This is a genomic window from Uniformispora flossi, assembly GCF_049534875.1.
In the GTDB taxonomy this organism is placed as follows: Bacteria; Actinomycetota; Actinomycetes; order Streptomycetales; family Streptomycetaceae; genus Yinghuangia; species Yinghuangia aomiensis.
The window spans coordinates 362,370-385,226 of sequence record NZ_JBMULZ010000007.1 but is presented as its reverse complement, the minus strand read 5'-3'; the positions used below and the strand labels follow the sequence as shown (position 1 = coordinate 385,226).

The 22,857-nt window shown below is 72.2% G+C and carries 19 protein-coding genes; 8 read left to right on the top strand and 11 right to left on the bottom strand.

Annotated features, from left to right (window positions below; genetic code table 11):
* Positions 1-2 precede the first annotated feature (2 nt).
* Together ACPA54_RS18920 and ACPA54_RS18915 are read right to left on the bottom strand one after the other, a co-directional pair.
* Positions 3-884 carry an HTD2 family dehydratase gene (locus tag ACPA54_RS18920; protein ID WP_423531261.1) on the bottom strand — a complete coding sequence of 294 codons (882 nt, stop codon included), beginning with the start codon at positions 882-884 and terminating at the stop codon, positions 3-5.
* Positions 881-2,065 (bottom strand): acyl-CoA dehydrogenase family protein, encoded by a 1,185-nt coding sequence (locus ACPA54_RS18915; protein WP_423531259.1) that lies wholly within the window; start codon positions 2,063-2,065, stop codon positions 881-883. Before ACPA54_RS18915 ends, ACPA54_RS18920 begins: the two co-directional genes overlap by 4 nt.
* Positions 2,066-2,594: 529 nt before the next feature.
* On the opposite strand from ACPA54_RS18915, the gene ACPA54_RS18910 reads away from it, so the two are divergent.
* From ACPA54_RS18910 to ACPA54_RS18890, 5 genes are read left to right on the top strand one after another with little or no spacing between them, the layout of a single operon-like run.
* Positions 2,595-2,780 carry a hypothetical protein gene (locus ACPA54_RS18910; protein WP_345677757.1) on the top strand — a complete coding sequence of 62 codons (186 nt, stop codon included), beginning with the start codon at positions 2,595-2,597 and terminating at the stop codon, positions 2,778-2,780.
* Positions 2,781-2,793: 13 nt separating this feature from the next.
* Entirely contained in the window at positions 2,794-3,483 is a 690-nt protein-coding gene (locus ACPA54_RS18905) for a serine/threonine-protein kinase (RefSeq protein ID WP_423531257.1), read from the top strand.
* Positions 3,480-4,457: a DUF6895 family protein gene (locus ACPA54_RS18900; protein ID WP_423531255.1), complete on the top strand. Its 978-nt coding sequence runs from the start codon at positions 3,480-3,482 to the stop codon at positions 4,455-4,457. Before ACPA54_RS18905 ends, ACPA54_RS18900 begins: the two co-directional genes overlap by 4 nt.
* A gap of 11 nt (positions 4,458-4,468) precedes the next feature.
* Positions 4,469-5,374: a DUF6895 family protein gene (locus tag ACPA54_RS18895; protein ID WP_423531308.1), complete on the top strand. Its 906-nt coding sequence runs from the start codon at positions 4,469-4,471 to the stop codon at positions 5,372-5,374.
* A complete protein-coding gene (locus ACPA54_RS18890) occupies positions 5,374-6,462 on the top strand; it encodes a serine hydrolase domain-containing protein (RefSeq protein ID WP_423531253.1) in 1,089 nt (362 codons plus the stop codon). The genes ACPA54_RS18895 and ACPA54_RS18890 overlap by 1 nt, the downstream gene beginning before the upstream one ends.
* 561 nt (positions 6,463-7,023) lie before the next feature.
* On the opposite strand, the gene ACPA54_RS18885 is transcribed toward ACPA54_RS18890, so the two are convergent.
* On the bottom strand, positions 7,024-8,538 hold the full coding sequence (locus ACPA54_RS18885; RefSeq protein ID WP_423531252.1) for an FAD-binding protein: 1,515 nt from the start codon (positions 8,536-8,538) through the stop codon (positions 7,024-7,026).
* Between the two features lie 1,007 nt (positions 8,539-9,545).
* On the opposite strand from ACPA54_RS18885, the gene ACPA54_RS18880 reads away from it, so the two are divergent.
* Entirely contained in the window at positions 9,546-9,938 is a 393-nt protein-coding gene (locus tag ACPA54_RS18880) for an FAD-dependent oxidoreductase (protein WP_423531306.1), read from the top strand.
* On the opposite strand, the gene ACPA54_RS18875 is transcribed toward ACPA54_RS18880, so the two are convergent.
* The 5 genes from ACPA54_RS18875 to ACPA54_RS18855 form a co-directional block, all read right to left on the bottom strand.
* Positions 9,911-10,468, bottom strand: a complete 558-nt coding sequence (locus tag ACPA54_RS18875; RefSeq protein ID WP_423531250.1) for a GNAT family N-acetyltransferase — start codon at positions 10,466-10,468, stop codon at positions 9,911-9,913. The genes ACPA54_RS18880 and ACPA54_RS18875 overlap by 28 nt on opposite strands.
* A 771-nt stretch (positions 10,469-11,239) precedes the next feature.
* The gene (locus ACPA54_RS18870; protein WP_423531248.1) at positions 11,240-12,412 is read right to left on the bottom strand and encodes an ROK family protein; all 1,173 of its coding nucleotides are present in this window, start codon (positions 12,410-12,412) and stop codon (positions 11,240-11,242) included.
* Positions 12,413-12,479: 67 nt separating this feature from the next.
* Positions 12,480-13,748, bottom strand: a complete 1,269-nt coding sequence (locus ACPA54_RS18865; RefSeq protein WP_423531247.1) for a sugar ABC transporter permease — start codon at positions 13,746-13,748, stop codon at positions 12,480-12,482.
* Positions 13,745-14,563 (bottom strand): ATP-binding cassette domain-containing protein, encoded by an 819-nt coding sequence (locus ACPA54_RS18860; protein ID WP_423531245.1) that lies wholly within the window; start codon positions 14,561-14,563, stop codon positions 13,745-13,747. Before ACPA54_RS18860 ends, ACPA54_RS18865 begins: the two co-directional genes overlap by 4 nt.
* 49 nt (positions 14,564-14,612) lie before the next feature.
* Entirely contained in the window at positions 14,613-15,686 is a 1,074-nt protein-coding gene (locus tag ACPA54_RS18855; protein ID WP_423531243.1) for a sugar ABC transporter substrate-binding protein, read from the bottom strand.
* 223 nt (positions 15,687-15,909) lie between these two features.
* Here ACPA54_RS18855 and ACPA54_RS18850 point away from each other — a divergent pair, with 223 nt between their 5' ends.
* Positions 15,910-16,776, top strand: a complete 867-nt coding sequence (locus ACPA54_RS18850) for a hypothetical protein (RefSeq protein ID WP_423531241.1) — start codon at positions 15,910-15,912, stop codon at positions 16,774-16,776.
* Between the two features lie 12 nt (positions 16,777-16,788).
* On the opposite strand, the gene ACPA54_RS18845 is transcribed toward ACPA54_RS18850, so the two are convergent.
* Positions 16,789-18,687, bottom strand: a complete 1,899-nt coding sequence (locus tag ACPA54_RS18845; protein ID WP_423531239.1) for a hypothetical protein — start codon at positions 18,685-18,687, stop codon at positions 16,789-16,791.
* 75 nt (positions 18,688-18,762) lie between these two features.
* On the bottom strand, positions 18,763-19,830 hold the full coding sequence (locus ACPA54_RS18840) for a DUF3533 domain-containing protein (RefSeq protein WP_423531237.1): 1,068 nt from the start codon (positions 19,828-19,830) through the stop codon (positions 18,763-18,765).
* A gap of 263 nt (positions 19,831-20,093) precedes the next feature.
* Between ACPA54_RS18840 and ACPA54_RS18835 the strand changes: the two genes are divergently transcribed.
* Complete coding sequence (locus ACPA54_RS18835; RefSeq protein WP_423531235.1) at positions 20,094-21,725, top strand: hypothetical protein; 1,632 nt, start codon at positions 20,094-20,096, stop codon at positions 21,723-21,725.
* 78 nt (positions 21,726-21,803) lie between these two features.
* On the opposite strand, the gene ACPA54_RS18830 is transcribed toward ACPA54_RS18835, so the two are convergent.
* Positions 21,804-22,778 carry a D-alanyl-D-alanine carboxypeptidase family protein gene (locus ACPA54_RS18830; protein WP_423531233.1) on the bottom strand — a complete coding sequence of 325 codons (975 nt, stop codon included), beginning with the start codon at positions 22,776-22,778 and terminating at the stop codon, positions 21,804-21,806.
* Between the last annotated feature and the right edge of the window lie 79 nt (positions 22,779-22,857).

The following is a 22,857-nucleotide window of genomic DNA, read 5'->3' as shown; positions in this document are numbered from 1 at the left end:
CACTACTGCGGCCTCGTCAGGGAGGCAAAGCCGCTGATGTGCGTGGACGGTCCGGCGAACATGAGGACGTCCGCGCCGTCGCGTCGTCCGGTGATCTCCACCGGCGCGCCCGCATGACAGGGGCGGCGGAAGCGGTAGGCGTAGGTCCAGACGGAAGCCTGCGGAGCGTACCGACGCGGGAGTTCGAGCATCGCGAGCGCCAGCAGCGGGCCGTGCACGAGGAGACCGGGGTGTCCCTCGACCTCGGTGGCATACGGGTGGTCGTAGTGGATGCGATGGGCGTTCGCGGTGAGGGCGCTGAACCGGAACAGCGTCACCGGGTCGGTGGGGAGAGTGATCCGCCACGACACCTTCTTCGGCGTTTCGGCATCCTCCACATCCGAAGCGGAAGCAGGTCGCGCCGCAGTGGGATCGCGGTATACCAAGTCGTGGTGGTCAAAGACGCGTTCGACACCGTTGACGAGATACGTGTGCTGCACCCTGACCAGCAGTAAGGCTCCCGAACGGCCTTCGCTCACGCGCACATTGGCAACCGCCGACCGGCGCGTGACGGTCTCTCCGATCCGGATCGGCGCGACGAACTCCGCCACGCCGCCGCCGAACATCCGCCGGCGTTCCGGCAGCGGCGGCAGCAGGTAGCCGTCCCGCGGATGGCCGTCGTCGCCGAGTTCCGCGCGGGTCGGGCGGTCGAGCAGGTAGACGGAATGCCACAGCGGCGGCAGCACGTCGACCGGCGGGTCGGTGCCGAGCAGAGCGGCGAGATCACGCGCGGGGCCGGCGGTGATGGTCTCAGTGACCTCGATCGGGTCCGGACGCCACGTCGCCGCGATGTCGGCGAACAAGTCCACGTAGCCGCCGCCTGTGTCGGCTTGCCTGCGGGTCATCGGTCCCCCGCCCCTGGTGCCGGGTTGCGGGCGATGAGCTGCTTGGCGATGACCCCGCGCTGGATCTCGTTGGTTCCTTCGCCGACGATCATCAACGGCGCGTCGCGGAAGTAGCGTTCGACGTCGAATTCGGTGGAGTAGCCGTGCCCGCCGTGCACGCGCAGCGCGTTGGTGGCGACCTCCAGGCACACCTCGGAGGCGAACAGCTTCGCCATCCCGGCCTCCATGTCGGCCCGTCGCCCCGCGTCGATCGACGCCGCCGCATCCAGCGTGAGCAGCCGCGCGGCCCGCAGCTTGGTCGCGGAGTCGGCGAGCAGATTCCCCACCGACTGATGCTGCCAAATCGGCTGCCCGAAACTGTGCCGCTCCTGGGCATAGCGCACCGCATCGTCCAACGCGGCCTGGGCTACACCGACCGCCCGCGAGGCGACCTGCACCCGTCCGATCTCCAGCCCCCGCATCATCTGCGCGAACCCGCGCCCCGGCACCCCGCCCAGGACCGCATCGGCCGGCACCCGCACGTCCTCGAACAGCAGCTCGCAGCTCTCCACGCCCTTGTACCCGAGCTTGGGCAGGTCCCGGGAGACCTGGTAGCCGGAGCCCGCGTCCACAAGCAGCACGGAAAAGCCCTTGCCCTCCGCGGGCCGCGTCCGGCACAGCAACGCGATGACCCCGGCGCGCCGCGCCGACGTGATCCACGTCTTGCTGCCGGAGATCCGCCACACGTTCCCATCGAGCACCGCAGTAGTACGCATCGCCTGCAGGTCCGACCCGCCGCCCGGCTCGGTCAGCGCCATCGCCGCCCGGATCTCTCCGGTGGCCAGCCGCGGGAGGTAGGTGTCCCGCTGCTTCTCCGTACCGAACGTCTTGACGAGATACGTGACCACCGAGTGGCTGCCCATCGCCCCTGCGAGCGACATCCACCCCCGCGCCAACTCGGCCGTCACCAACGAGAAGCACGCCGTGGACACGTCCACACCCCCGTACTCCTCGGGAGCGAGCAGCCCGAACACACCCAGGCGCTTCATCTGCTCGATGAGGTCCTCCGGGTAGGCGTTCGCGTGTTCGAGATCCCGGGCACCCGGCCGAACCTGCCGATCCACGAAGTCCGCAACCACCTCGACGACAGCACGTTCGTCGTCGTCGAGACGCGCGGACAACGGGATGCGTTCCTGGGCCACACCTACTCCTTGCACCGTGAGCGGCCGACAATCGGCCCCTGCATCTCACTGGTGCCCGCGCAAATACGGAAGAGTCACGCGCGAGGACGATCACTCCTCACCACCGTGCTCATGCCCCGTCCTCGTCCGAGTCCACGTCGACCCCAGTTCCCGCTCAAGCCCCGGCCACGCCGCCTCCCAGCGGCCATGCGCCGAAGGCGGCCTCAGGATCTGCCACAACACTTCGAAATCGGCCACGGTATTCCTCCCCATCTCCCACATGCCTTCGGCGCCGCCCTCCGCCGCCGTCTCATGGCTGTGGTCGTCCGCGGCGTAACCCACATGGCGTAACTCTTGGGGTGATAGTCGGGTCCGCCTGCAGGTGTAGCGAAGCACCTACAGCGTCTTCCCGCCCCGTTGCGCCGGGCCAAACACCGTATACGGACGCCGTATTGGGCCTCTCGGCCGTCACCCGACTGTCCGATTGCGCTCCCCCGCGGGGTTCTCAAAGGTGGGACATGTCCCCCCCACCTGAAGGAGTGGAACGGCAATGGGCATTCAGCACACGAAGACGGACAGCGCCGCTCTGGCGATCGAGGTCGAGAGCCTCGTCGACAGCCCGGAACCCGACGGCATCTACCACGACACCCGCGAATGCGCCGGCGCGCTTCTGGCGCTGGGGCTGCTCCTCATCGCTCCGCCGACGCCGCGTCCGAAGAAGCCGTCCCGCAGCTGAGGAGTAACCCGCGTTGGCCGGTAACGCAGACGCTCTGCGCTCCGTGATCGCCGATGCGGCCTCCGGGGTCGCCCTCGCCCTTCGGGGCGGGGGCGGCCCCGATGCCGTGTCCGGCATCCTGCATCCCGACAACCCCTTCGCGCCGGCGGCCGTACGCGTCCTCGGCGCGGACGTGCTGGCGCCTTACGCGCTGGGCCACCCGCCGCCGACGGCGGATGCCGGCCATGCGCAGTCGGTGCGCATGGCACTGGCCGCTTACCCGCCCGGTGCGGATGCGTCCGAGGTGTCCGTGTGGAGTTACGGCGGACTGGCCGAGGCCGCGCGCCGCTTCCTCCCTGCCGACGGCGCCCTGCCGCCGGTCCCCGACGCCGACATGGCGTGGACCGGCACCGACCCGTGGCAGCGCCTCGCGCACCGGGTGTCGCAACTTGCCGCGCTCGCCGTTCCGGGCCTGGCCGACGGGCTCGCGGCCAACCTCGCGCCGCGTGTCGACGACCTGTCCCGCGGCTTCGTACGCGCGGTCCGGCGCCGCGACTGGCTGCAGGCCGCGGGCGTCGGGCGGTGGCTGGCCCGGCTGCCGGACGTCCCGGAGACGCTCGGCTTGGACACCGGGCTGGTGTTCGTCGGCCGCCTCGGCGCCGCGGACCCGCGCGTCGACCTGCATGTGGCGGCGGCGCAGCGGTTCTTCGGGCGGGGCCGGTGACGGCGGGCGCCCCGGAGGACTCGGACGCCGCGGACCTGGTCGATCGGGTGGCCGACGGTGCGCTCGGGTGGCTGGACGCCCGGCGCGACCGGTTCCGGTTGCCCGCCGACATCGCCGAGCCGGGTGTCGACGTCGATCGGACGTTGAAGCCGCTGGGGGAACTGGCGGAGCTGGCGGGGTTGATCGCGTCCGTACACCCGCGCCGGGAGCTGCGGACGCGGGCCGAAAGCCTGTTCGCTTTCGCATGGGCGCAGACCGCGGACGGCGAGGTTTTCGCCGAACTGCTGCGTGCGGAGCCGCATGCCACCTACCCGGTGGAGATCTACGGCGTGTTCGCCCGGGCGGGGCTCCGCCACCCGGATACCGATGCGCTGGTGGACGCCCTCACCCGGCCGCTGAGCTGGCGGGTACCGCGTTCGGACCCGACCCGGTCACTCGGTGTGCTGAATGCCGAGGACCGCACCCGCGGGGGCGCGTCCCAGGCCTGGGAGGACGACTTCGCCGCCGACTACGCCCGCACGTGGCTCGGGCTGCTACCGGAGCCGTGGGCGCTGGACCGGCGCGGCGCGTACGGCCTCACGCACGACGTCTTCCACGTCACCGACTGGGGGCGCCACCGCGACCGCCTGCCTGCGGAGGCCGCCGGCTACCTCCGGCTGTGGCTGCCCACGTGGCTCGACTGCTGGCTCGACGAGCGGTCGTGGGACTTGGCGGGGGAACTGCTCGCGGTCGCCGCGTGTGTGGACGCCGTCGACGCGGCCGGTTCCGTCGACATCGCGGCGGCTTGGCGGCGGCTCGCCGCGGCGCAGGACGCGGACGGCGGACTCCCGGAGACCGGCACGGAGCCGCGTCCCGCCGACCCGGCCGCGGACTTCCTTGCTTGCTACCACTCCACGCTGGTCGCGGCGTTCGCCGCGACGCTGGCCCGAACCGCGCCGGTACCGGCGCTCGTCGCGACGGAGGCGGCACGGTGACCACGACGACGATGGCATCCCCTGCCCTGCTGCACCAGGTGGGCGAACGCGCGCTGGACTGGCTCGACGCGCACCGCGAGTACTTCCGGCTCCGCGAGGACGAGCAGACCACGCCGGTCGACCTGGTCGACCGGCTCAAGCCGATCGGCGAGCTGGCCGTCAACATGCGCGTGCTGTTCCGCGAAGGGGTGGCCGGCTCGCGGCAGCGCGCCCGCGGCGGAGCGCTCCTCGACTTCGCGTGGCGTGAGCTGCTCGACGGCGGGAACGTGCTCGCCCGGCTGCAGGACGACGAACTGTTCTCGCCGATCCCGCTGGAGATCTACGCGCCGTTCCACGAAGAGGGCTACCGGCACCCCGGCCTGGAGGCGTCCATCGCCGCGTCGCAGCGGACCCGCACCTGGGCGGCGCTGGAGATGCAGCCCGCCCGGCGGCTGGCCGTGCTCGGCGCGGAAGCCCGGATCGGGCTCGAACCCAGCGGCGACTTCGACGAGGCGCTCGGCCGGACGTGGCTGGGACGGCTTCCGGAGCCGTGGACGGTGCAGCTGCACATCGGGTACGACATCACGCACACGGTCTTCCACATCACCAACTGGGGCGAGGGCCGGGACCGGATGCCGCCGCGGCTTGCCGAGTACCTCACCTTGTACCTGCCGGCGTGGCTGGAGGACTGGGCCGATCTGCGGCACTGGGACCTGCTCGGCGAGCTGCTGGTCGTCGACACCTGCCTGCCGCGGCCGGTGCTGGACGCCTCGGTGTGGGAGCGGTACGCGGCCGCGCAGGACGGGTCCGGGGCGATGCCCGTGCAGGGCGGGATGCCGGAGGGCGATGCGGACGACGTGTTCGACCAGGTCCACCACCCCACGCTGGTGGCCGCATTCGCGTCCGCGATGGCCACGTCGCGGGCGATGGACGCCTGATGACGAGCACCGCACCCGCACCGACCGCCGCCCCGGCCCCGGCCCCGGCCCGTCCGAGCGAACCCGACGAGCGCCTCGCCGCGATGCTGCGCGCGGTCGACGCCCCCGATGTCGTGGTCGCCGTCTCGGTGCGCGGCCGTCGGACCGTGGTGTCCGGCGGAAGCGCGCCGGAGCCGACCGTGCCCCGCACCGGCCAGCGCTACGAACTCGGGTCGCTGACGAAGACGTTCACCTGCCTGCTGGCGTGCGAGATGGCGGCTCGCGGGGTGATCGGGCTCGACGACCCGGTCGCCGACTACCTGCCGGCGAGGAATCGACGGGCGCCCGGGATGAGCCTGCGGCACCTGGTGACCCACACGTCCGGGCTGCCGCGGATTCCGCGCGATCTGGTGCTCGGCGCGCTGACCCGGCCGCACCACAACCCGTACACCGGATACGGCGACGCACGGCTGCTGCGGGCGTTCGCGGGGGCCCGGCTCCGGAGCGCGCCGGGTCGGCGCTGGCACTATTCGAACTTCGGGATGGCGCTGCTGGGGCGGGCGCTCGCCGAAGCGGCCGGGAAGCCCTACGACGCGCTGTTGGACGAACGGGTGCTGCGGCCGCTCGGGCTCGCGGAGACCGCGGCCGACCTGGGGCGCGCGGATGTACCCGGGGACGCCGTGGGGCGTGCCGGGGACGGCACCACCGTCGTCCCGTCCACCGGGATGGGCGCGTTCGCGCCCGCCGGGGCGGTCCGGGCCACGCCCGGTGATCTGCTCGCGTACGCCGAGGCGCATCTGGCGCCGGACGCGACTCCGCTCGCCGAGGCCTTGCGCAGCGCATGTGCGTTGCAACTGGAGCACGGGTGGCCGCGGCGCAGCGGCCAGACGCTCGGGTGGATCCGGCATCCGGCGGAGCACGGTCCGCTGCTGTTCCACCCGGGGGCGACGTTCGGACAGCAGGCCTACGCCGGGTTCCATCCGCCGACCGGCACGGCGCTGGTCGCGTTGGCGACCCGGCGGGGACGGTCGTGCCGTGTGGTGCAGGCGGCGTACGAACTGCTCTATGCGTTGGCGGAGTCCGGGGAGCCGGTCGCACGGTCGCGGTGACCTGCCGTTACGCGGGGTCGCCATGGCAGCCATGATGCTGACGTCGGGCTGCTCGTCAACGGCCAAGGCGAAGGCGGTGCCGCCGATCCGTGTGCGGTCCTGGCCGCGGCGCCGGGATCAGCAACACGAAGAGCCGCCGCGCCAAGAGCTCACAGCCGACCGACTCGACCAGCGTCGAGGCGAGGGCCGACTGGTGGCAGGCGAGACAGCAGGGAGGCGGAAGGGGCGCGACCGCTGCGGCCGCGCCCCCTTCTCGCTCCCCTTGGTCGTGGTGCTCACTGTCGCGCACGAGCGACGGGTATCCCTACAGCGTGCGGACGTTCGCTGTCCGACCGACCTCACGAAACCCCGGTTGGCCGGGAGGCTGGGATCCACCCACTCCAATATTCCCAGCGGTTCCCCCATGGGGCCTGCCGGTGTCATCCATCAGCAGGACACCAGGCCCGGTTGCCCGGAGAGCCATCGCGTGCACGTAGTACTCGCGGTCCACCGACACACACCTCCACGACCCGCAACTCCCCGGCGGACTCCCGCACGCTTGCGGCCTCGCCATGAAGCCACTCAGAAGATGCCAGCACCCGGGGTCATGATCTTGTACGGGTCGAAGCGCCGCTTCCAGGCCGCGAATTGGGGGTAGACGGGGCCGTAGTGGGTCTTCCAGTCGGTCTTGGTGAAGGGGACCGCGTCTTCGACGTAACGGGTGCCACCGAGCGCCGTCGCGCGCTGCCACCACGCATAGTTGCGGGCCAGCATGCGAGTAACGAAGTCCGGATCGGGCTGGGGGGTGGCCGAGTTGGTGAGGATGCCGCACAGCCAGCCCCACCGCCCGCCGGCTTGGGAGGGCGCCCGGAAGAGCGGGAAGTCGTCCGTGAAAGCACTGGTGAGCGCAGGGCAGACGATGAGGAACGTGGTCGGGCTGACGTCCTCCGCGGTCAGCGCCGGGATGACGGACTCCGCGAACTCCAGAATGCGGCTGTCCGGAACCATGACGTTGAACCACGGCTTGACCAGCGCGTCCCAGTCCGCCGCGGTGCGCCAGGCATTCACCTGCTGGTCGACCAGGTACACATAGTCCAGGTAACCCATGTCCATGTACTGGGCCTGCTGCGTGGTGGGGGAACAGCCGCGGGTCAGGGTGTCGGTGGACGGGACGCCGGTCGGGTCGTCGTAGAACACCGCGCCGAGCAGGCTCATCGGCAGCGGGTCGAGCACGCCGGGAATGTTCGCGCTGGCCACGAAGTCGAACGCGCCGGGCTGTCCGCCGCGTTCCGCGAGCGTGCGAAGGTCGTTCAGACAGCTCGCCACGTCGGGGTACGGTGCCGAACGGTAGACGCGGGCGTACCGCGGTGCGGGGATCAGGTCGATCGTGACCCGGACGATCACGCCGCACTGCCCCTGTCCGGCCAACATCGCCTTGAACAGATCGCTGTTGCGCGTGCGGGAGCACTCGACGAGGTCTCCGGCGCCGGTGACCACCTGCATCTGCTTGACCATGGAAGCCTGCGGGACCGCGCGGTTGGTGGTCGACGCGCCCAGACCGCCGATCGAGAGGGTGCCTGCCACGCCGAGCTGGGTGTATCCGGTGATGGACGCAGGGGTAAGGCCTTGTCGGAACGCCGCGCCGATCAGGTCGTACCACTGGACACCGGCGTCGACGTCCGCGCCTGCGGAGGAGATCGCGTGGATGGTGTTCAGCGACTTGGCGTTGACGACCAGTCCGCCGCTCACCAGCGTCTGGCCGAACACGCTGTTGCGCCCGGTGTTCGTCGCCACCGGGATGCGGTTCGCCGCACAGAAGCGCATCATGGCCCGCACGTCGTCCACGGACGCCGGGGAGAGCACGGCGTAGGGGACGCCCGCGGTCATGTGGCCGGCGTCCGTCGAGTTGGCCGCCCGGGTTGCGGCGTCCAGCACCAACGCACCGGCCAGCCGCGGGACCTGGCTGAACGAGCTCTCGGCCGCCTCCGCGGACGTCACCCATCGTCCCGCGGTCGCGCTGTAGCCGGCGACAGCCACGCCTGCCGCCGCGCCGAGGAACCCTCGCCGAGAGACCCCGCGTCCGACCGAACTCTTCATATCCACTCCCTGTACGTGTCGCGGCTCACGGCGCAACGCTCGTCCGGCCGACCGCCGGGCCGAGGTCCGTCGTGGTCCCGGGGGCGTGATCATCGGCCCTGCGCCGGACGCGAAACGGCCGAATCACGCACGCGCAATAGGCAGGAAGCGCACGGGGGCGCGTGCCCTCACGTCTGCCCGACCGCGCCAGTCGCCGGCGGGAGGACGGACGTATCTGTAGCGGGCCGTGCCGTATCGTGCTCGGGAGTGATCACCACGGCCATCGCGCCAATCACGGATGACACGCAAAGTTGGGCGCACGAGCCCCTGCCAGTAGCCCGGATGAGCACGGTGCACCCGGGGCCTAGCCGGAGTCCGTCTCCTTTAGTGATCTGTCGCGGAACCCGAAGGCTGTGGCCGCCAAGACAAAGAGCTCGGCAGTCTGCGGTCACCCACCAGGACGCGTCCCGTCGCTGCTGCTCGCCCTGCCGAACGTCTTCCCCTGGGTCGGTACTCGGACGAGCAGGAGGTCCGCGTGTTCACCGCCGAACTCCTCGAAGCGCTGTCCAGCGCCGCCGAACTCGGCCACCGCGACGCCATGCACCGCACGATCGTGTCGTGGCCGGCCAGGGCCCGCATCAACGCCGACCCGGCGCAGCCGACGGCGGGTCGGCCCCTCGACGGGGACGACCCGGGCCCTTCGATGTGTGAGGATGAGCCCGACGAAGGACGACCGGGTCAGCGTCCCGCTGCTGGACGGATGGAACGTGCTGTTCGGGACGACGGATGCGGTGACCGGGCGGAATGGCAGCACCACGACGAGGTCTTCAGCCGCATTCGGTTCCTGGCGACCCCGGTACGGCAGCATGCCGTCGTGCACCTCCTCGGCCCGGCAGGGACAGGCGGTAGTGGAGCGGGGCGCGGCCCGGCAGCCGTGCTGCCGCAGCGGGTCGCTTTGTGGCCTGCGGCACTGACCGGCGCGATCGGCACGGCACCGAGGCCACGGGCTCGGAGGACGCGCTGGTCATCTGCTTCGGTCTGCCGGGACCCTCGACCCGGCGGACCCGGACGCCCTCACCACACAGCTGCGCCGGGTCTTCCCGGAGGCCCGGGTCGTCGAGGTGGCATGCAACGACTGGAACGCCGACCCGTACGCCCGCGGCGCCCGGTTCGCCCCGAAGCCCGGCCAGTGGGCGCTGCCCACGGCGTTCCTCGAACCACACGGCCGGGTGGTCTTCGCGGGCGGCAACCTCAGCCCGACGTCGCTGGGCTACATGGACGGCGCGGTGGTCTCGGGGCGTGCGGCCGTGGAGCGCATCCGCGAGGTCCTCGGCGCCCGACCGGGGGCATGCCGTGCCAGGCCGTGGTGGCGGCGCCCGGCGGGGCGGACCGGCTATCCGGCACCGCGGCGCAGCCGGTAGAGGACCTGGCGCTGCAGCCGGTGGCCTTCGGGGATTCGGGGGTGGTCGAAGTCGTCGCGCGGGTCGTGCGTCATGCCGAGGCGTTCCATGACCGCGCGGGACCGCAGGTTCCCCGCCGCGGTGAGCGAGACGATCTCGGACAGTCCCACGTTGTCGAAACCGAAGGCGGCCGCGGCGGTGGCCCCTTCGGTCGCGTAGCCCTTCCCCCAGGCGGACCGGGCGAGGCGCCAGCCGATCTCGACCGCGGGCATGAACGGTGCGTCGAAGTTCGGCTTCGCCAGGCCGATGAACCCGATGAACTCCCCTGTGGCGCGCACCTCGGCCGCCCACAGCCCCCAGCCGTCGCGCTCGATCGCCGCACGGCAGCGCCCGGCCATGGCGTCACTGGCCGCCCGGTCCAGCGGGGCCACGAAGTGCTCCATCACCGCGGGGTCGGCGTTGAGCCGGGCGAACGGCTCGGCGTCGGAGGGCCGCCACTGGCGGAGGAGGAGGCGGTCGGTGGAGAGGCTTTTGGGCTGGTCGCCGGGCATGCGGGCCTCCTCGACGGGGTGCGGCGGGTGATCGGGCAAGGATAGCCAGGCGGTGGGTGAGCGGGACGGCGGCCGGAATGGTGACGGCCGGGCCCGGTCCCGATGCCGTTGCCGTTGCCGTCCGGCGGGGCGGCAGATCGGAGGTGCGGTGGACCGCAAGCGGTCCACCGGATCCACCGGTCGACGGACGCGGTCGGCTGCCCTCACGCCGAGGTGAACTCCAAAGAGTCTCTCGAACACTTCCGCGAACGCGAGTTCCGCGAAGCCGTGCAGCGAGGCGCCGGCGAGCGGAGCCGGCGGGCTGGCGCCCGCCGGGCCGATCGGGCCGATCGGGTCCATCGGGTCCATCGGGTCCATCGGGTCCATCGGGTCCATCGGGTCCATCGGGTCCATCGGGTCAGCCTGTCGACAGGTGCGGCCGACGGCCCTCACGCCGAGGTGAACTCCGGCAATTTCTCGCATAGTTCCGCGAACGCGAGTTCCGCGCCGTGCAGCGGGGCGTCGTCGGCCAGCAGGGCCGGCAGACCGGTGTCCGCCGAGTCAGCCCGGCGACGGGTGTGGCGGGCTGCCCTTCATGCTGGGTGAACTCCAAAAAGCTTTCGCGCAGTTCCGCTAAAGCCAGTTCCGCGACGCCGTGCGGCGAGGCGTCGTCGGCGAGTGCGGGTGAGCAGCGCCGGCGGGCGGTGTCCGCCGGGTCCACGGGGTCCACGGGGCCCGTCGGGTCGACCGGGCCCATCAAGTCAGCCCGGCGACCGTGCAGCCGACGGCTCCTCACGCCGGGGTGAACTCCAAAGGGTTCTCGAACAGTTCCGTGAAGGCCAGTTCGGCGGCGCCGTGGAGGGGGGCGTCGTCGGCGAGGAGGGCGGTGCGCAGGCGGAGGTGTTCGCGGTGTGTGGGGAGGGTCGTGCGGTTGATGCGGCTGCGGACCTGGGCGGCGGCTGCGGGGTACACCAGGCGGAGGGTGCCGCCGAAGATCACGATTCTGGGGTTGAGGATGTTCACCAGGTTGGCGACGCCGATGCCGAGCCAGTCGCCGACGCTGCGGAGGCCTTCCTCGGCGTCCTTGTCGCCGCGGGCGGCGGCGTCGACGGCGCGGTGGACGGCGTCGCGGCCGCGGGTACCGGGGTGTCCGGCGCGGGTGAGGAGCGTCGGTTCGCCGATCTCGGTTTCCCAGCAGCCGGTGGAGCCGCACCAGCAGCGGCGGCCGTGCGGGTTGACGACCATGTGGCCGAGTTCCGCGGCGAAGCCGTCGGCGCCGGTCAGCGGGCGGCCGCGGGCGATGATGCCGCCGCTGATGCCGCCGTCGCCGTGCAGGTAGACCGCGTCGTCGTGGCCGACGGCGGCGCCGCGGGTGTGTTCGCCGAGGGCGCCGAGGTTGCCGGTGGTGCCGACCCGGACGGTGCGGCCGGCGGCGTCGGCGAGCAGCGCGCCGTAGCGTTCGGGGCCGGGCGGGGCGTGTGCCGGGCCGTCGTCGCGGGCGATCGCGGCGGGGACCGCGGCGGCGGCGCCGACGCAGAGCGCCTGCGGTTCGGCGGAGGCGGTGAGGTGCGCGGCGAAGTCGGCCAGCCGTTCGACGCTTTCGTCGAGGCCGAAGGCGCCCCCGGGGCGTTCCACTTCTCGGCGGTCGAGGACGACGCCGCCGAGGCCGACGCGGGCGGCGAGGAGGCGGTCCGCGCCGACCGCGAACGCCAGCGCGTAGACGCTTTGCGAGCGGGCCCGGACGACGAGGGAGGGGCGGCCGCGTCCGGCGGTGTCGCGCGGGAGTTCCTCCAGGACGAGGCCGGCTTCGGTGAGGTCCGCGGTGAGCGCGCCGATGGTGCTGCGGTTGAGGCCCATGCCGGCGGTGAGCTGGGCCCGGGAGACCGGGCCGAGGAGGTGGACGCGGCGCAGCAGCGCGCCGAGGTTCTGGCGGCGGATGTCCTCTTGCGTCGGTGCTGCGCGCATGCGGTTGCGGTCCTGTCCTTCCTGCCGTGCTCCCCCGCCGTCGGCCGTCGCCGCTGCCCGGCGCCGGCTACCGCAGGCCCACGGCTTCGGCCCGCTTCCGGGACAGCGCGTCCACCCCGGCCGCGAGCAGCAGCACCGAGCCGGTGACAACATACTTGACGCCCGCGCTGTACCCCATGAGTCCCATCCCGTTGTCGATGACCGCGACGACGGCGCCGCCGACGACCGCGTCGAGGACCCGGCCCTTGCCGCCGAACAGGCTGGTTCCGCCGATGACCGCGGCGCCCACCGCGTACAGCAGGACGTTGCTGCCGCCGGTGTTCGGGTCGACCGAGTTGGCGCGGGATGCGGCGATGATCCCGCCGACGGCGGCGAGGGTGGAGCAGATGACGAAGGCGGATATCCGGACGCGGTCGACGTCGATGCCCGCGCGCCGGGCGGCTTCGCGGTTGCCGCCGACCGCGTAGAGGCTGAGGCCGAAGGCGGTGCGCCGCAGCAGGAACGTGCCGGCGGCCAGCAGCACGACGATGACGGGTACGACGATGGGGACGCCGCGCAGGGAGACTTGGGCGGCGTTGTGGCTGCGTTCCAGGTTGAGCGCGTACACCCCGACGCCCACGGCCACCGCCAGGGCGCCGACCCGCATGGCGGTGACGGCGCGCGGCGGCGCGGCGAGGCCGCGGCGGGTGCGGCCGAGGTCGCGGGCGAACTGGGCGGCGCCCCAGGCACCGACGGCGAGGGCGGCGAGGACGATGCCGAGCCACGGCGGCATGCTGTTGTTGGCGACGGCGAGGATCGTCTTGTCGCGGACCGGGACGTTCTTGCCGTTCTCGACGATCATCAGCAGGACGCCTTGGAAGGCGAGAAACCCGCCGAGCGTCACGACGAACGACGGGATGCCGAGTTTGGCCACCAGCACGCCGATGACCATGCCGATGACGGCGCCGGTGAGGAGCGCCGCCGCGGTGGCCAGGTACCAGGGCGCGCCGTGGCTGTCCATGAGCACCGCGGCGACGGCGGCGCACACGCCGCTGGCGAAGCCCGCGGACAGGTCGATCTCGCCGAGGACGAGGACGAAGGTCAGGCCCATCGCGATGACGGTGACGGCGGCGCCCTGGGTGAACAGGTTGGCGAAGTTGCCCGCGGAGAGGAACCGCGGGCGCATCACCGAGAAGACCGTGACCAGGATGACCAGGCCGAGCAGGGCGGGGAGGACGCCCATGTCGCCGCCCCGCAGCTTGGCGAGGTAGCCGCGGAGGTAGTCGGCGGTCGGTGACGGGGGCGGCGACGCGGCCGGCGGGTCCGCGGCGTCGCGGGGCAGCGCTCCGGTGGTCATGCCGGGTCTCCGTTCTCGTCGCGGGTCAGGGTCCCGCCGCGCCCGGTGGTGATGAGTTGCACGACTTGGGAGTGCGTCACGTCGGACGTGCTGACCTCGGCCGTCATGCGGCCGAGGTACAGCACGGCGATGCGATCGGCGACCGCGAACACGTCGTTCATGTTGTGCGAGATCAGCAGGACGGCGAGCCCGTTGTCGGCCAAGCGCCTTACCAGGTCCAGGACTTGGGCCGTCTGGGCGACGCCGAGCGCGGCGGTGGGCTCGTCCAGCACCACCACTTTGCTGTTCCACAGCACGGCTTTGGCGATGGCGACGGTCTGCCGCTGGCCGCCGGACAGCCCGGACACCCGCTGCCGGACGGACGCGACGGTGCGCACCGACAGGCTCTCCAGGGTCCGGGCCGCCATCTCCTCCATCGTGGGTTCGTCGAGGACGAGCCCGCGGGTGCGTTCGCGCCCGAGGAACATGTTCTGGACGATGTCGAGGTTGTCGCACAGCGCGAGGTCCTGGTAGACGATCTCGACGCCGAGCGCTCCGGCGGCGCGCGGGCTGTCCACCTTCACCGGCTGCCCCTCGAAGAGGTAAGCGCCGGAATCCGTCGGGTAGATGCCCGCGATGCACTTGACCAGCGTGGACTTGCCGGCGCCGTTGTCGCCCACCAGCGCGGTGACTTCGCCCGCGCGGACGGTCAGGTCGACGTCGCGCAGCACGTGGACGGGTCCGAAGCTCTTGTTGATGCCCCGGAGTTGCAGGATCGGTGCGGTTTCCCCGGGGTGTCCGGGTTCCTCACGGCGGTGCGGTTGCGGTGTCGGCACGACGGTCGGCCCTCCTCGCGCGGTCCGTGCATCTTCGCGGGTGCGAGCGTCAGTTGACACCGACTTCCGCGCACTTGGCGGCCAAATCGCCCGCGCACACGTCCTGTTTGGTGGCGTAGCCGTCCTTGACGACGTCGTTGACGTTCGCCTTGAAGATCGACTGCGGTTCCAGGAGGACGGAGGGCACGTCGCGGTTGCCTTCCGGGTCGTGCACGGTGCCGGGCGCGGTGGGCTTCTCGCCCTTGGCGAGTCCGATGGCGAGCCGGGAGACGGCGTCGGCTTCCTGCTTGATCGGCTTGTAGACGGTCATGCACTGGTCGCCGGCCAGCACGTTGCGCAGGCCTTCGGTGGTGGCGTCCTGTCCGGTGACGGGGACCTTGCCGTTGAGTTTCTGCTTCTTCAGCGCGGCGATGGCCGCGTTGGCGAGTCCGTCGTTGGCGGCCACGACGCCGGCGATGTCGGGCTTCTGCACGAGCATCTGCTCGAAGATGGTGCCGGCCGTGGGGTTGTCCCAGCCGGGGACCGCCTCGTCGGGGCCCTTGACGTACTCCCCCGCGTCGAACTTCGGCTTGAGCACGCCGTCGTAGCCCTGCTTGAGGAGCGTCGCATTGTTGTCCGTCGGGGAGCCGTTGAGGTACGAGATCACCGGCTTGGCGGCCTTGGCGTCGGTGAGGCACTTGACGACGCCCTGGCCGAGGAGCGTGCCGACCTTCACGTTGTCGAAGCTGACGTAGTACTGCGCGCTGCCGCCGAGGGTCAGGCGGTCGTAGTCGATGGTCGCCACGCCCTGCGCTTTGGCCTTGTCCAGCACGGCCTTTCCGGTACCGCTGTCCAGGTTGACGATGATGAGGACGTTGACGCCGTTGGTGATCATCTGGTCGGCGATGGTCTGGAACTGCGCCTTGTCGTCCTGGGCGTTCTGGATGTCGTAGTCGACGCCGGCGGCCTTGAAGGCCTCGCTCAGGTACTTGCGGTCGGCGGTCTCCCACCGCGCCGAGGACTTGCTGTCCGGGAGGATCACGCCGACCTTGGGCTTGTCGCCGCCGTCGTCGGAGCAGGCGGCGACACCGAATGCCGCGACGAGGCCAAGGGGCAGTGCCAGGGCGAGGGTTCTCGTACGCATGGTGCAACTTCCCTTCTGGGCGGGCCAGTCCGAGTATGTTGCTGGCGACAACGTAATAGCTCGCCGGTCTCTGCACCAGAGTTGCGATGCGTTGGGTTATTAAGTTGTGGGAGGCATCAACCGCCCGCGCGGCTGACGCGGACCGGCGGTAGGTTACGGAGGTTCATCGGCAGGGTTCCGGGTCCGGCCAGGGCCCGCGCGCATCGAAGTTCGGGGTAGGGCAATGGGTATACGGGACGCGGCTCGCGGGGCGGGGCGCCAGGCGGTCTCCGGGCTGGCGGCGGCGAAGCGGGCGACGTTGGGGAGCGGGACCGAGGACGGGTGGGTGCGCAAAGCCCTGGACGCGCAGCCGCGCCCGGGGCTGCCGGTCGCCGAGCCGTGGGAGCTGTCGTTCGGCACGATCGTGGCAAGCCACCCCCGGGTGCCCGGTGCCGCCGCCAAGCTGCTCGGCGGGCTCGACGGGTTCGGCAAGATCGCGATCGGCCCGGACTCGGTGGGCTTCGACGATGCGGACGTGTCGTGGGACAAGGTTGTGGAGGTGCGCGTGCACAGCGCCGCCGACCTGCTGCCGGACGCCATGATCGACTACGAAGTCGACCGCATCCGCGGCTTGTTCCCGCCGATCCCGGGCCGCAAGCGGCTGGTGGCGATGGCTGCCGAGGGCCTGCTGACCCTGGTGCTGGCGGCGAGCGAGCAGGCCGACCGGCAGGACCGGCTGCTCCCCTGCGAGATCGTCGTCAAGGGCGCACTCGGGCGCACCAAGACCCTCACCGGCGGCTTGTTCGCCGCGGCGGTGATGACGAACCTGCCGGAGGTCGGCGAAGGCCTCGTCGCCACGGCGGCGGCACACGGCATCCCCGTCACCCAAGCCGCCTCCCCGCACGCCGGTGCCAAGACCGAACGCGGCAAGGCGTTGCGTGCCAGATCGGCTTCGCTGGCCGCCAAGTTGGCCGCGGTGCGCGGAAGCCTGGACGAGCCTGCGGACGGCGACGACAGCGACGACATCGGCGATGCGGCTCTGCCGGGGCCGCGCGGGGAGGCGGCGGACCCGCCCGGCGGCCCCGCCGAGTCCGGGGACAAGGGCCTTTAGCCGCCGGACGCGTCAGGCGTGGTAGGCCGCCGCCGCGGCCGTGGTGACCAGTTCCGGGAAGGTGCCGGGGAAGTCCGGGAGGATACGGGCGGCGATCACCCACGCTTCCGGGTCGGCGCCCAGGCTGGTGTCGGCTCGGGCCGCGAGGTGGTCGCGGGCTTCCGCTGCCCCGTCGGGGAAGTAGGGGGCAAAGGCGTCGATCGCCTGCAGGAGGCGTTGGGCGGGGAAGGCCAGGTCGGCGAACTCGCTCAGGGTGATCGTCTTGTGCGTCAACTCCCGCACATACCAGGGGACATCGGGGTCGCCGCGGTCAGGGCGGCGGAACGGTTCCGGTGGCGGGAGCGGGTGGTGCCGCAGCGCCGCTTGGGCGTGGGCGCCGGAGCGGTGGGCCAGGATCGGGGCGGCGTCGGGGTCGGCGGTACAGACGCCGAGGGTGAAGGCGGCCGGGGCGTCGGGGTTGAGGGCGAGGATGCGGGCGGCGGCTTTGGGGAGCGGGTCGCGGGCGTGTTCGTCGATCAGGACCGGCCAGAAGGACGCCGGGAACGGCCGGTAGGCCTGGTGCGGGTTGCGGCGGATTGCGGCTGTCAGCGCGAGCGGCTCTTCGTGTTCGGCGAGCGCGGCGCGGAGGCGGCGGTAGCCGAGCGGGCTTCGGAGGGCCGCTTGGGCGATGTCCGCGCATTCCCCCGTCAAGAGCCGCGACACGCGTGGGTCGAGGAGCGCGGTGCGGCCGCGGCACTGCCACAGGCTGAGCAACCCGCGCAGGATGCCGGCGGTGCCGAGGCGTTCCTGGTAAAGGCGCAGGGCTTCGCGGATCAGGTCGGGGTGGTGCCCGTACACCGCCAAGGCGCACCTGAGGGCCGCCGGGTCCGCGGGGTCCTCGGCCTCCGTCAGGTGGCGCATGCGCTGCCGGTCGAAGGACGCGAGCCGGATACGGTCCGGGGCGTTGATGCGGGTCGCGAGGTGGACGCGGTGCGCTCCGGCGATGTCCGGGGCGTAGTACAGCAGTCCGCCGTGCACGTGCGGCAGGTTCAGCGCGAGGATCTCGGCGACGGCTTCCGGGGTGCGGCGGATCCGCCCGGCCACCGGTCCGGCCAGGTCGGGCCGGTGCCGGATCACCGGAATCGCGACGTGCGGCGGCAGGCGGCGGTGTTCGATGATCCCGCTGATCGCATACACCGGCAGGAACGCGACGACCCGGTCGACGATCCCCGGCTGTGCGCGGCCGAGCATGCCGGCGGGGGTGTGGGCCCGCCACGGCTCCTGGGTCAGGCCCTGCACTCGGGGAAGCGCACGTTCCGGGAGCGCCAGGGGCTTGCCGGGATCGCGGGTCAGGCCCTCCTCGACCGCCCGCGCGCACAGCTCCGGGAACGTGCCGGAGTAGGTCGGGGCATGCGTGATCAGCCACAGCCAGGCGGCGACGGCGTCGTCTTCGGAGAGTTCCGCGTCACGTGGCGAGCCGCCGTTGCCGGGCAGCAGCGCGGCCGACTCGTCGAGGAGCCGGTCGACGGGCGCGAGCAGTTCACCGTCCCGCACGCTCGCGTACTGCTCGACGGTGCGCATCGCCGACCAGCCCGGCCTCGCCTCCCACAGCACGTCGCGCGGGGTCAGGATGCCGCGGCGCAGCGCTGCTTCCAGGGCGTCGGTCGCGTGGGTGCGCCGCCCCGGTGCGAGGGCGGCGACCAGCACGAGCGCGGCCTCGCGAGGGCAGTCGCGGCGGGCGACCAGCGCGGCGCATTCGGGAGCGGAGAGCGGGTCGGCGAGGTGCTTGGCGGCCACGACGGGCCAGTCGACCCGGGGTTCGGCGGTGGGCGGTGCGGCGGCGTCGCGAGTATCGGTCACCCGTCGGCGGACCTGCGCGGCGATCTTTGGATCCGCGCTGTGCAGCAGGAGTTCGATACCCGACGTGGTCATGCCGCCCCCTTGCCCGCGCGTGCTTCGGTCCGGGCCCACCGTCCCACACCCGCGCGGCCCGTCCCCGGGCAGGCGTCAGACGGTCACGGGGGCCTGCGGTGCCGCGGCGGGCTTCCGCCGGTCGCGCACCACCGCGGCCACGATCGCCACGAGCAGGCCGCCGAACGCCCAGGCCCCGAGCACCCACAGCGCGCCCGTCGTGGCGGCGCCGTCGAAATAGACGGTGTTGCGGACCACGGTCGTGCCCGCTCCGGGCGGGAGCGCTTGGCCGATCGCGCGCCAAAACGGCGGGAGGAGAGATGCCGGATAGACGCCGCCGGAGCTGGGATTGCCGAGGATCGTGAAGACGAGGATGGTGATGCCGAGCCCGATCGTCCCGGCCACGGACTGCAGCGCGACGGCCGTCACGCCGGACGCGAGGACCACCAGCGTTCCGATCCCGACGAGGTCCCAGAACGCGCCCGGGAGGCAGTCCAGGACGGGGCCGACGATGATCGCGCCGCCGATGCCGGAGATGAACGCGTACGGCAGCATCGACGTCACCCGGACCGCGGTGCGGGGCAGCGTCGGCTTCTTCGAGCCCGCCGCCATGTTGAGCGCGGACGCGGCGAGGTAGCCGCCGATGGTCCAGCTCAGCACCAGGTAGAACGACGACAGGCCGCCGTTGTCGCCGGGCGCGGGCGGCCGGATGTCGTCGATCCGGACCTGCCGGTTCTCCGCCTGCTCCAGCGCCTGCACGACCCGGGTCGCGGCCGATGCGGCGGCGGGCCCGCCCGCCGAGGCGATCATCAGGGTGTCGACCTGGCCGGTCGGGTTCAGGAGGAACGCGGCGTCGGTGTCGCGGTTCAGCAACCGTTGGCGGGCATCGGCGGGATCGGCGACGGCCACGGCGTGGACGGGATCACCCGGAAGGGCGTTGAGCCGTCCGACAAGCTGCTGCGCCACGGCCGGCGGCGCGACCACGGTGATCGGGACGTTGTGGGGCTTGGGGTTGTGGAAGGCGCCCATGTACGACAGCGCGAACCCGAGCTGGAGCAGGAGCACGCCGGCCATGATGAGCGCGGCGCGGAGGGTGATGGCGTCCCGCAGCTGCCGGGTGATGCCGTGCTCCACCGCTTCCACACGATCCTCTTCCGCCGCCATGCGCTCCCTCACTCGCCGACCGACCGTTTCGCCGGGTGTGTTGCCCGGTGCCGGATGTGTTGCCCTGTTCTGGAATTTGTTGTCCTGTGCCGGACGTGTTGTTCGGTAGAGGGGCTCCTGTGCCCGCGGGCGGGGGTGGGTATTCCGCTGGGGTGAGGGTGTGCGGTGTCGTGGGGCGTGGTTTGCCAGGGTCGGAGCGCGGCTCGCCGATTCGGGTCTGAAACGGTGGGGCGGAGACCGATCGATCCCGGGAGTCGCCCCGTATGCCGTCCGCACCGCTCGACCCGCTCGTCGTCCACCGCGTGCTGGGCAGTAGGCCGTACGCGGAGATCGGCCGGCCGTTCCTCGCCGCGCGCGACGACCGCTCGGGGGTGCTCGCGGCCGCCGGGTATCTGGGCGGCATGCAGTGGCCCGGGCGGGACGTGTCGGACGGACGCGCCGCACACCGGGTCGGGATCTACACGCGCGACGGGCTCCGCCACCTGCTGCGCACCCGACACCGGGTGCAGGCCCTGGCCTTCCACCCCGAGCTGCCGCTGCTCGCTATCGGCACCGGGGGCTGGTACTTCGAGGGCGAACTGCTCCTCGCCGACCTCGGCTCCGGCCGGGCGGTCTCGGTATTCGACGGCGAGCGCGACGTGTCCGGCCTGCGCTGGCTCGACGTGCGGACGCTCGACGTCCGGATGGCCACGTCCGAGGACGAGGATCTGACAGAGGAAGACCCTTCCGAAGTACGCGAGTTGCTGGTGCGGGAGGACTGGACGCAGGTCGTCGGCCGGTCGGTCGCGGTCGACGGCCTCCCCTATGCTCCCCCGCAGTTCATGCCTTTGGAGCCGCCCGTCGAAAGCGCCCGCGAAGTGGCGCGCCTGCACGCCGAGATCGAGACGGCCGGGGACCCGCGCGGACCGGTGTGGGCGGTGGAGCCGCTGCCCGACGGCGGGCTGCTGGCCACGCACCCCGGCGCCCAGGTCGAGCGCTGGGACCCGGATGGGACGCTGCGGTGGGCCGTCGCCAAGGCGGAGGGCGGCCGTGAGCTGCTGTGCACGCCGGACGGTTCGGCGGTGTGGGTCAACGGCACCACGCGGACGACCTGGGGGTTCAGCGGGTGGAAGCCGCAGCCGTACCTGGTGGATCTGATCGCGGTGCGGGACGGCGCGGTGCTCGGCACGGTGGACCCGGGCTTCGCGGTCGCCGCGGTCATGCGCACGGACGGGTGGCTGGCGCTGCGGGACTGCCGCGTACCCGCCGAGAAACCGCTGACGGTGCTGGTGGGGCCGGACGGCGCCGAAGCGGTGCGCGTGGAGGTCGGCGAGTACAGCTTGTTCGCGCACCACTTTCCGGTGCGCCGTTCGCCCGAACTGCTGTTCCTGCAGGGGGAGGGGGTGCAGGGGACGGTGGACCGGTGGGTCGTCGCGGTCGACCCGCCGACGCCGGGCGGCGCGGCAATGGTGCGGCGGCTGTTCCCCCTGGACTGGGATCCCGGGCCCGGCGGCCAAGTCTCGGGCGGACCGGCCGTCTTCCATACGGACGACGCGGGAGGCCCGGCGTTGATCCACGGCGGCCGGGTCCGCCGCGACCGTAAGACGCGCTTGGGCAGCGGCTACGTGGTGCGGCGCGCGTACCCGTCAGGCGAACCGCTGTGGGTATTCACCACGGACGCCGCCCCTGCTGCGGTCGAGACCGACGGGGACGCCGTGTACGCCGCCCTCGACTCGGGCGAAGTCGTGGCCCTCGACGCAGGCAACGGCACCGTACGGTCCCGCGGCCTGCTGCGCCTCGACGGCCAGATCACGGACCCGCTGTCGCTGGCGGTGGTGGGGCGCGGGCGGGTGGTCGTCGGCATGGTGGACGGGCGCATTGCGGAGTGCACCCTCGGTGGTTTCGGCGGGGTGTGAAGGCGGCGTCGTCCGGGACAGCGGCGGTGTGGCGAACCGGCACCCGCGCCGGCGCCGCCCACTCGCTGCGGCGCAACCTCACCCCTCCCCCACCGACCGGATCAGCTCGTCGCTCGCCTCGATCGCCGCCGCTGCCGTGTTGCCCGTGTGCTGGGCCATCACCGCCCCGATCACCCGCCGCTTGACGCCGTTGATCTCGCGTTCCGCGGCGAAGACGAGGTTGGCGCCGGCCGGGGTGGTGAAGCCGGTTTTGCCGGCGATGACGCCGTCCTTGCCGAGGAGGGTGTTGCCGTTCGGCTGGGTGCGGTTGCCGGGGGCGGTGTAGGTGCGGACCCCGGCGATCTCCGCGAAGGCCGGGTCGCGCATCGCGGCCGTGAAGAGTTTGACCTGGTCGACGGCGGTGCTCACGGTGGTCCGGTCGAAGCCGCTCGGGTCGGTGTAGGTCGTGGCGGTCATGCCCAGCTCGCGGGCGGTGCTGTTCATGCGGGCGACGAAGGCGGCGTCGCCGCCGTCGACCCAGCGGGCTATCTCGTGGGCGATGTTGTTCGCGGACACCACCATCAGGGCTTCGAGCGCGCGGCGCTGGGTGAAGCCCTCGCCGGCCTTGACCGGGGTGAGGCTTTCGGAGCGGCGGGCGCGTTCGCCGTAGCGGTTGGCCTCCGCGGCGGAGATCGTGAACGTGGGGCCGGAGGCACCGGGGGCGAGAGGCTTCGCCTTGAGGAAGACGTACGCCGTCATCACCTTCGCCACGCTCGCCGTCGGCGTCGGCTTGGTCTCGCCCGACGACACGGGGACGGCCTGGCCGTCGACGAGGAGCGCCGCCTGGCCGCCGTCCGGCCAGGCGTACGCCGCGGGCGGGGCGCCCCTCGGCGCGGTCGTGGCGGCGCCGGCCGTCGGCGCGCCCGCGACCGATGCCGGGAACGGCGACGACGGCGGGGCGGACTGCGGCGGCGACGATGAGCACGCGGCCACCGCCGTGAGCAGCGCCGCGGCACCGAAGGCGGCAAGTCTGTTGCGTCGGGGACGGGTCCGGAAACGGCGGATCGTGGTCATGGGCTCGACCGTCGCGAAACGGCATGACCGCGTCGGGATCGCTACGAGACCGTCTTGTCACAACCCGAAGCCGTGACCG

Excerpts from the sequence above, each read along its gene's own strand:
- ACPA54_RS18885 (WP_423531252.1), bottom strand. The coding sequence starts at position 8,538 with ATGAAGAGTTCGGTCGGACGCGGGGTCTCTCGGCGAGGGTTCCTCGGC.
- ACPA54_RS18875 (WP_423531250.1), bottom strand. The coding sequence starts at position 10,468 with ATGCCCGGCGACCAGCCCAAAAGCCTCTCCACCGACCGCCTCCTCCTC.
- ACPA54_RS18830 (WP_423531233.1), bottom strand. The coding sequence starts at position 22,778 with ATGACCACGATCCGCCGTTTCCGGACCCGTCCCCGACGCAACAGACTT.
- ACPA54_RS18855 (WP_423531243.1), bottom strand. The coding sequence starts at position 15,686 with ATGCGTACGAGAACCCTCGCCCTGGCACTGCCCCTTGGCCTCGTCGCG.
- ACPA54_RS18890 (WP_423531253.1), top strand. The coding sequence starts at position 5,374 with ATGACGAGCACCGCACCCGCACCGACCGCCGCCCCGGCCCCGGCCCCG.
- ACPA54_RS18850 (WP_423531241.1), top strand. The coding sequence starts at position 15,910 with ATGGGTATACGGGACGCGGCTCGCGGGGCGGGGCGCCAGGCGGTCTCC.
- ACPA54_RS18910 (WP_345677757.1), top strand. The coding sequence starts at position 2,595 with ATGGGCATTCAGCACACGAAGACGGACAGCGCCGCTCTGGCGATCGAG.
- ACPA54_RS18845 (WP_423531239.1), bottom strand. The coding sequence starts at position 18,687 with ATGACCACGTCGGGTATCGAACTCCTGCTGCACAGCGCGGATCCAAAG.
- ACPA54_RS18840 (WP_423531237.1), bottom strand. The coding sequence starts at position 19,830 with ATGGCGGCGGAAGAGGATCGTGTGGAAGCGGTGGAGCACGGCATCACC.
- ACPA54_RS18835 (WP_423531235.1), top strand. The coding sequence starts at position 20,094 with ATGCCGTCCGCACCGCTCGACCCGCTCGTCGTCCACCGCGTGCTGGGC.
- ACPA54_RS18920 (WP_423531261.1), bottom strand. The coding sequence starts at position 884 with ATGACCCGCAGGCAAGCCGACACAGGCGGCGGCTACGTGGACTTGTTC.
- ACPA54_RS18895 (WP_423531308.1), top strand. The coding sequence starts at position 4,469 with ATGGCATCCCCTGCCCTGCTGCACCAGGTGGGCGAACGCGCGCTGGAC.
- ACPA54_RS18870 (WP_423531248.1), bottom strand. The coding sequence starts at position 12,412 with ATGCGCGCAGCACCGACGCAAGAGGACATCCGCCGCCAGAACCTCGGC.
- ACPA54_RS18865 (WP_423531247.1), bottom strand. The coding sequence starts at position 13,748 with ATGACCACCGGAGCGCTGCCCCGCGACGCCGCGGACCCGCCGGCCGCG.